Source organism: Exiguobacterium sp. s75, assembly GCF_018617145.1.
GTDB lineage: Bacteria > Bacillota > Bacilli > Exiguobacteriales > Exiguobacteriaceae > Exiguobacterium > Exiguobacterium profundum.
Map to the genome: position 1 here is coordinate 1,831,220 of NZ_JACSJQ010000001.1, position 6,881 is coordinate 1,838,100.

Annotated in this window: 8 protein-coding genes; 2 read left to right on the forward strand and 6 right to left on the reverse strand. The window is 47.6% G+C overall.

Going from position 1 to position 6,881, the window contains the following annotated elements:
• Nucleotides 1-57: 57 nt before the first annotated feature.
• The 4 genes from fba to KNO68_RS09375 form a co-directional block, all read right to left on the reverse strand.
• The gene (gene fba / locus KNO68_RS09360) at nucleotides 58-912 is read right to left on the reverse strand and encodes a class II fructose-1,6-bisphosphate aldolase (protein WP_078147679.1); all 855 of its coding nucleotides are present in this window, start codon (nucleotides 910-912) and stop codon (nucleotides 58-60) included.
• A 161-nt stretch (nucleotides 913-1,073) separates the two neighbouring features.
• A complete protein-coding gene (locus tag KNO68_RS09365) occupies nucleotides 1,074-1,433 on the reverse strand; it encodes a response regulator (protein WP_078147680.1) in 360 nt (119 codons plus the stop codon).
• A 91-nt stretch (nucleotides 1,434-1,524) separates the two neighbouring features.
• Complete coding sequence (locus tag KNO68_RS09370) at nucleotides 1,525-1,884, reverse strand: YxeA family protein (RefSeq protein ID WP_078147681.1); 360 nt, start codon at nucleotides 1,882-1,884, stop codon at nucleotides 1,525-1,527.
• A gap of 124 nt (nucleotides 1,885-2,008) precedes the next feature.
• Nucleotides 2,009-3,667 carry a glycerol-3-phosphate dehydrogenase/oxidase gene (locus KNO68_RS09375; protein WP_078147682.1) on the reverse strand — a complete coding sequence of 553 codons (1,659 nt, stop codon included), beginning with the start codon at nucleotides 3,665-3,667 and terminating at the stop codon, nucleotides 2,009-2,011.
• A gap of 261 nt (nucleotides 3,668-3,928) precedes the next feature.
• Here KNO68_RS09375 and KNO68_RS09380 point away from each other — a divergent pair, with 261 nt between their 5' ends.
• On the forward strand, nucleotides 3,929-5,044 hold the full coding sequence (locus KNO68_RS09380; protein ID WP_078147683.1) for an NADH-dependent flavin oxidoreductase: 1,116 nt from the start codon (nucleotides 3,929-3,931) through the stop codon (nucleotides 5,042-5,044).
• A 38-nt stretch (nucleotides 5,045-5,082) separates the two neighbouring features.
• Here the strand turns inward: KNO68_RS09380 and KNO68_RS09385 are convergent, their stop codons facing one another.
• On the reverse strand, nucleotides 5,083-6,414 hold the full coding sequence (locus tag KNO68_RS09385; RefSeq protein WP_215112373.1) for a polysaccharide deacetylase family protein: 1,332 nt from the start codon (nucleotides 6,412-6,414) through the stop codon (nucleotides 5,083-5,085).
• Nucleotides 6,415-6,431: 17 nt separating this feature from the next.
• Nucleotides 6,432-6,614, reverse strand: a complete 183-nt coding sequence (locus tag KNO68_RS09390; protein WP_078147685.1) for a hypothetical protein — start codon at nucleotides 6,612-6,614, stop codon at nucleotides 6,432-6,434.
• Nucleotides 6,615-6,741: 127 nt separating this feature from the next.
• Here KNO68_RS09390 and KNO68_RS09395 point away from each other — a divergent pair.
• Nucleotides 6,742-6,881, forward strand: a 140-nt coding sequence (locus KNO68_RS09395) for a helix-turn-helix domain-containing protein (RefSeq protein ID WP_215112402.1), incomplete at its 3' end; no start/stop codon positions are given.

Consider the following 6,881-nt stretch of genomic DNA (forward strand, 5'->3'; position numbering starts at 1 on the left):
CCCTAAATCATCAAAAAAAGGCTGACTCTACAAAAGAGTCAGCCTTTCAGGACAGGATTAAGCTTGGTTGCTTGAACCAAACTCACGCATCTTGCCAGTAACGACGTTATAAATCGCTTCGATACCAGGTCCGATAATTTTACGTGGGTCATATACTTTTGCATCAGCAGCAATTTTCTCACGTACCGCACGAGTCCATTCTTGTTGGCACTCAGTGTTGACGTTGATTTTGCTGTGGCCGAGCTCGATTGCTTTTTTGATTTGGTGCTCAGGAATACCTGATCCGCCGTGAAGAACGAGTGGAGTTTGTGTCGCGTTTGCGATTTCTTCCATCTCTTTGAAGCCAAGTTTCGGCTCGCCTTGGTATTCACCGTGTACAGAACCGAGTGCTGCAGCAAGTGCATCCACTTTCGCTTCTTTGACAACACGTACACACTCATCGAGGTCAGCGTATTGTACGCCACCGATAACGCCGTCTTCTTCGCCGCCAACTGTACCGACTTCTGCCTCAACAGAAGCACCCTTAGCGTGCGCGTACTCGACAACTTGTTTCGTCATTTCGATGTTTTCATCGATCGGGTGGTGTGAACCGTCGATCATGACTGACGTGAAACCAGCGTCGATCGCTGCTTTACACTTATCGAATGAAGAACCGTGGTCAAGGTGGATTGCAACTGGAACAGTGATGTTGTAGTCGTGCATAAGACCTTCAACCATTTTGACAACTGTCGTGAAGCCACCCATGTACTTCGCTGCACCTTCTGATACACCGAGGATTACTGGTGATTTCTCGTCTTCCGCAGCGCGAAGAATCGCTTGCGTCCACTCGAGGTTGTTGATGTTGAATTGGCCGACTGCATACTTGCCTTCGAATGCTTTGTTAAGCATTTCTGTCATTGATACTAATGGCATAATGACATCCTCCTGTCTGTTCGCTATTATACACGTTTGGGAAAAGTTCCCCCGTGCAATTCGTTCCCATTATAACACACCGTAAAACATGTGCCTATGATATTCGGGCATAGAAATGGCTTAGCGCAAGCGTTTACATATGTCATCTTGGTGACGAAACGTCAAATTTTCAAGACTTCTTTCACTTTTTCAATCATTCCATAAATATCAAACGGTTTCTCAAATTGTGCTGTGATTCCGAGACGGCGCACTTCTTCAATCACCGCTTCCTCCCCAAACGCCGTCATGATCATGACAGGTGTGTCTAACGGTTTCTCGCGCATGCGACGCAATACTTCATGTCCAAACATACGAGGCATATTCATATCGAGCAATACCAAATCATATTGTTCCCGCTCTAAAAACCCCCAGGCGCTGATGCCGTCTTGCGCCGTGTCCACGTCTACACCCATGTTCGTGAACACTTGCGCGAGCATCGTACGAATTCCGTCCTGGTCATCTGCTATTAACATCCGTGACATGCATGTCCCTTCTTTCATTCATCGTTTACCATATTCAAACAATTTAACCTTACCAAACTCATCTCTTTTTCGCGACGTCTATCTTTTGAAATCAAGGGAACGATGGCTCGGAATTGTCTTCTTCCTGTTCTTCCTTCAACTGTTCAGGTACGTCTAGGACATTCACCTGCTCGTAGTCGGTCACTTCCGCATCTTCTTCTTTCACGAATACCCGCAGATAGTTTCCTTCCGGTAACAACCCCGAAGTGGCAATCGACAGAGGACGTTTTTTTCCATCCTCGTCGTATCCGATGAGATCATAGCGATAACCGGATGAAGTTTGTGTCGCCACTTCTGCACTTGGAACTTTGACATAATAAACATCGGCCAATAATCGATTGGGATCGACATAACGCCACCCTACTACTAATAGAATGCCAATCAATAGGATGGCAACGAGATTTCGTTTCATAAAAAGTTCTCCCTCAATCTAAGAATCACTACTTATGAGGTATACCGTTATTCCGAATCGACGAAACCATGCCACAAAAAAGGTTCATCCTGTTTAGAATGAACCTTTCCTTCGATACAGTGCATTACGATTCGACAGTCACAGGCACAACTGCGATTTCAATCTCCTTCTCGACCTCTTCACGCTCTTCTTTCAAACGCTCATCCGACCATTTGAAGACGTCGGCCATGCAGCGAAGGACACCGTCTTTGTGTTGACGTACGAAATCGATATCAAAGAACATCGCTCCGGTCCGACGAATCAAGAAGTCGATGGCACGAACGACCGATTCTTCTTCAATGCCATAAATCAACTGTGCATAGACGACCTCTGGCAAGTCATACGCGTTCGAGTCCATCCGCTCGATGACGCGGTCAATATTCGAACCGTATAGACGGACGAGTTCTTCCGCGTGCCCCGCGTCGAGACCGTGATTTTGAAGTTCTTTCGTTTTCTTCTCAAGGAAGTCTTTGAATCCTTTCGAACCGCCGACGTGACCACCTGACATCGGCATATGCTTCGTCCGGCTCGCCAAGTAAACGACGCCTTCTTCTTCTTTCAACAATTTGGCGACGAGGTCGACGACTGTTTCTGACATCTTCCGATATCCTGTCAATTTACCGCCGGCAATCGTGATCAAGCCGCTGTCTGACTGCCAAATTTCGTCCTTACGTGAAATTTCAGAAGGGTCCTTTCCTTCCTCATAGATCAACGGACGAATACCCGCCCAGCTCGATTCCACATCGTCTGCTGTGACATGGACGTCCGGGAACATATAATGGATCGCATCCAAAATATAATCGCGGTCCTCTGTCGTCATGCGTGGATGCGCTTTGTTTTTATCGAAGAACGTATCCGTCGTTCCGACATATGCTTTGTTTCCGCGTGGAATGGCAAAGACCATGCGCCCGTCTGGTGTGTCGAAATAAATTGCCTGTTTGAGTGGGAATTTCGATTGATCGATGACGAGGTGAATTCCCTTCGTCAAACGAAGCTGTTTGCCTTTTTTCGAGTTGTCTTCTTCCCGTAACTCATCGACCCATGGACCAGTCGCATTGATGATTTTTTTCGCATAGACGTCATATGTCGACCCATCGATTTGGTCTTCGACGTGTACACCGGCTACTTTGCCGTTCTCATAAATCAGTCCGGTCACTTTCGCATAGTTCATGAGAAGCGCACCATGATTCGCGGCCTCTTTCGCCACTTCGATTGTCAATCGTGCATCATCCGTCCGATACTCGACGTAGTATCCACCACCGACTAAGTCATCTTTTTTGACGAGCGGTGCTTTTTTGATGACTTCATTCGGTTTGAGCATCATGCGCCGTTCTGCCCGTTTGACGCCTGCAAGGAAGTCATACACCATGAGTCCGATTGAAGTTGAGAAGGGACCAAACGTGCCTCCCTTGTGCATCGGTAACAGCATCTGTTCCGGTGTCGTGACATGAGGACCGTTCTCATACACGATGGCACGCTCTTTCCCGACTTCTGCGACAAGCGCCACTTCAAATTGTTTCAAATAGCGGAGTCCCCCGTGAACAAGTTTCGTCGAACGGCTTGACGTCCCGGCCGCAAAGTCTTGCATTTCGAGAACCGCTGTCTTCATCCCACGCGACGACGCATCGAGCGCAATCCCCGCTCCGGTAATCCCTCCACCGACAACAAGAACGTCATGACGTTCGCTTGTCAGTTGTTCGTATCGTTTCGCTCGTTCTTTCGCTGAGAAATTTCTGATTTCCATCTTATTCCCTCCTATAGTAAGTACGGTTCAATGAATAGAAAAAGAGACCACAACAAAAACAAGGCTTCCCCCTTCTGTTGTGGTCTCTCTATTGTCTCGAACCGAATATCAACTTTTCTCCTGTATTATACCCTATTCTTTTCAGTTCAATCATCTCTTACGCTTGCGCAATCTGTAATGTGTTCATTCACAAGCATCCGACTCGCATTTTTGAGTCGAGAAGCTTAGACTTCAAGGTATCATGTTGAAGGAGGATTTCAGATGAAACGTATGTTACAACCTTTTCAGTTCAAAAATGGCGTCGAAGTACCGAACCGCCTCGTATTGGCACCGATGACACATTACTCATCAGAGCCAACGGGCGAAGTATCCGAGCATGAGCTCGCCTACTATCGGAAGCGGGCGCAAAACGTCGGGCTCGCCATCACGGCTTGCGCGTACGTGACAGAAGACGGGAAAGGATTCCCGAACGCATTCGGGGTCAATGACGACAAATTCATCCCAGGTCTCCGTCAATTGGCGGAAAGTTTAAAAGCAGAAGGCGCAAAAGCCATCCTTCAAATTTTCCACGCTGGACGGATGTCACCACCTGAACTCGTCCCGAACGAACAACCTGTCAGTGCAAGTGCCGTCGCACCAGTCCGAGAAGGTGCCGTCACACCACGTGCCCTCGAGACGTCAGAAGTCGAAGCCATCATTGAGGCGTTCGGTGAAGCGACGCGTCGGGCCATCGAAGCCGGATTTGACGGAGTTGAGATTCACGGAGCGAACACCTACTTGATTCAACAATTCTTCTCACCGCATTCAAATCGCCGTGAAGATCGCTTCGGCGGTGATGTCCACGGACGTTTGACGTTCCCACGCGAAGTCATTCGTCGTGTGAAAGAAGCAGCTGCAGATGCAGAAGACTTCTTAGTCGGCTATCGTTTCTCACCGGAAGAAATCGAAGAGCCAGGAATCACACTCGACGACACGGATGTGTTACTCGATATGATTTTAGAAGAGGGCGTCGATTATATTCACGCTTCTCTCTGGAACTTCAACACAGCTTCCATGCGTGACGAGAATGTCACGGAGCGTTCGATAGACCGCATCGCCAATCGAATCAATGGTGCCATCCCACTCATCGGAGTCGGGCAACTCCAACGTCCGGCCCAAGTGGAAGACGCACTCGACGTCGTCGATTTTGCCGCACTCGGTCGCGAACTGATCATCGATCCAGAATGGCTCGAAAAAGTGAAATCGGACCGCGAAGACGAGATCGAGACAGAACTCGACTTGAACAAACAAGCCGAACTCGCTGTCCCAGCTCCGCTATGGAACGCCATCACGACACGTGCCGGTTGGTTCCCAATTAAAGATCAAGAAGTGAAATAAAAAAATGAACCTGCCGTTTATCACGGCGGGTTCATTTACTATTTCAACGTCAAGAGCTCACTCATCGTCACAAACGTGTACCCTTCACGTTTCAGCGCATCGAGAACTTTCGGCAACCCTTCAGCTGTGGACTCATGAATATCATGCATCAAGACAACAGCACTTGGATGGACATTGTCCATAATCAAGCGATACATTTGATCGGCATTACGGTGACTCCAATCAAGAGAATCGACCGTCCATAGTGCAAGGGTCTGCTCCTTTGTCTGAATGATCTGTTCAATCATTTCATTTTTAGCCCCGTATGGTGGACGAACCAATGATGGGCGTTGTCCCGTAAGCCTCTCAATTCGTCCATCAACCTGTTCGAGTTCCTCTTTGACTCCCTTCTCAGACAATTGTGTCAAATCCGGGTGATGTTCAGTATGATTTGCTAGCTCATGACCTGACAACGCTACTTGTCTCGCTACATCAGGATAGAATTCCATCTGACTCCCTAACATAAAGAACGTAGCACGCGCTTGGTATTTCTCAAGCGTCTCAAGGATGTGAGGTGTCACGATTGGATGTGGTCCATCATCAAATGTCAGTGCAACATACTTCCCATTAGGTTCAAGCGACTTATTTGAGGGATTCATGATTGGAGAATCTTCTTCTTGTGTAGTGGGCGTATCTAATTTGGATAACAAAAACGGCTCAACTTCCTTCATTGGAATATGAACTTCTACCACACCTGCCGCTCCCGCTGCCACTTCATACTCGTCAAATATGACATCTAGACCAGAGGACGTCAGTATCCACTTCGTCGATTTAGGATGTTTAATCGCTTCACGTAACTGATTCTCAAACACGTATTCTCGATGTTGTAATTGTGTGATGACGCTATGCTTGAACCATTCTAATGCATGTTGGTCATCACGTAAGACATCATCCCATTCAATGAACGTTCCGTCCGAAAGGTTCATCCGAAATACGTCGACAGTGGTTTGACCATTCGCACCACCAGTGAATGCATAAGTATGAACGACTAGCGTATATTCTCCCTCATTCGTTTGATATGTATCGGTCTGAATATTTAAGTGACCCGTTTGACCGTGACTAGGGGTGAGGTTGTGTTGAAATGCTTCTTTCTTTTCTAAAATGAATGCATCCAGCTCCTCGTTTAGCATTTCATAATCCGTTCTCGGAACTGAGATTGATGTCGTATATCTTTTCGCTTGTTCACTCTCTACCGTTAAATGTAACCCGGGGTATTGTCCGGTAAAGGATGGTGTCGGAACTTCTTTAATCGTTGGGGCGGCTCCCGCGATGTAATACCATGTACCCATCCCAATCAATAACGTCATAATAACTAACATGTGTCGTCTCATTCTTATTCTCTCCTATTTCATTCAATCGATTCGATTGTATCAAACTCTTCACGAATGAAATCGTCAATATGGCGACAAATATATACAAAATCATACAAAACAGGTACGTCGTCTTTAACAAAAGTAGGCGAGAATTCTCCCTCCTCTAAGCGTCTCGGGGCGTAGCCCAGCGTGGGTGGGAGATGAATCACCCGGTCCAAAAGTCTTTTCCCCCTGTGACAGATATGACGAACAAAAGTTCGTGATTCCGTCAGATTCTCCCTCCCCTTCCGCGGGTATCGGACGAGGAGGATACATCACGATCTTCTGGAGGGAGGAGGGACGGACATGCTGAAAGGTTACACATACAGGCTCCACCCGACGCCCGCACAGGCCGATTTCCTCATCAAGACGATCGGCTGCGCCCGGTTCATCTACAACAAGCTGCTCGAGGACCGCATCGCCATCCGCGATGAGGCGAAAGCGGG

Bases quoted from the DNA above. Each gene is read 5' to 3' on its own strand.
- KNO68_RS09365 (WP_078147680.1), bottom strand. From the start codon at position 1,433: ATGTCACGGATGTTAATAGCAGATGACCAGGACGGAATTCGTACGATG.
- KNO68_RS09370 (WP_078147681.1), bottom strand. From the start codon at position 1,884: ATGAAACGAAATCTCGTTGCCATCCTATTGATTGGCATTCTATTAGTA.
- KNO68_RS09380 (WP_078147683.1), top strand. From the start codon at position 3,929: ATGAAACGTATGTTACAACCTTTTCAGTTCAAAAATGGCGTCGAAGTA.
- KNO68_RS09385 (WP_215112373.1), bottom strand. From the start codon at position 6,414: ATGAGACGACACATGTTAGTTATTATGACGTTATTGATTGGGATGGGT.
- KNO68_RS09375 (WP_078147682.1), bottom strand. From the start codon at position 3,667: ATGGAAATCAGAAATTTCTCAGCGAAAGAACGAGCGAAACGATACGAA.
- fba (WP_078147679.1), bottom strand. From the start codon at position 912: ATGCCATTAGTATCAATGACAGAAATGCTTAACAAAGCATTCGAAGGC.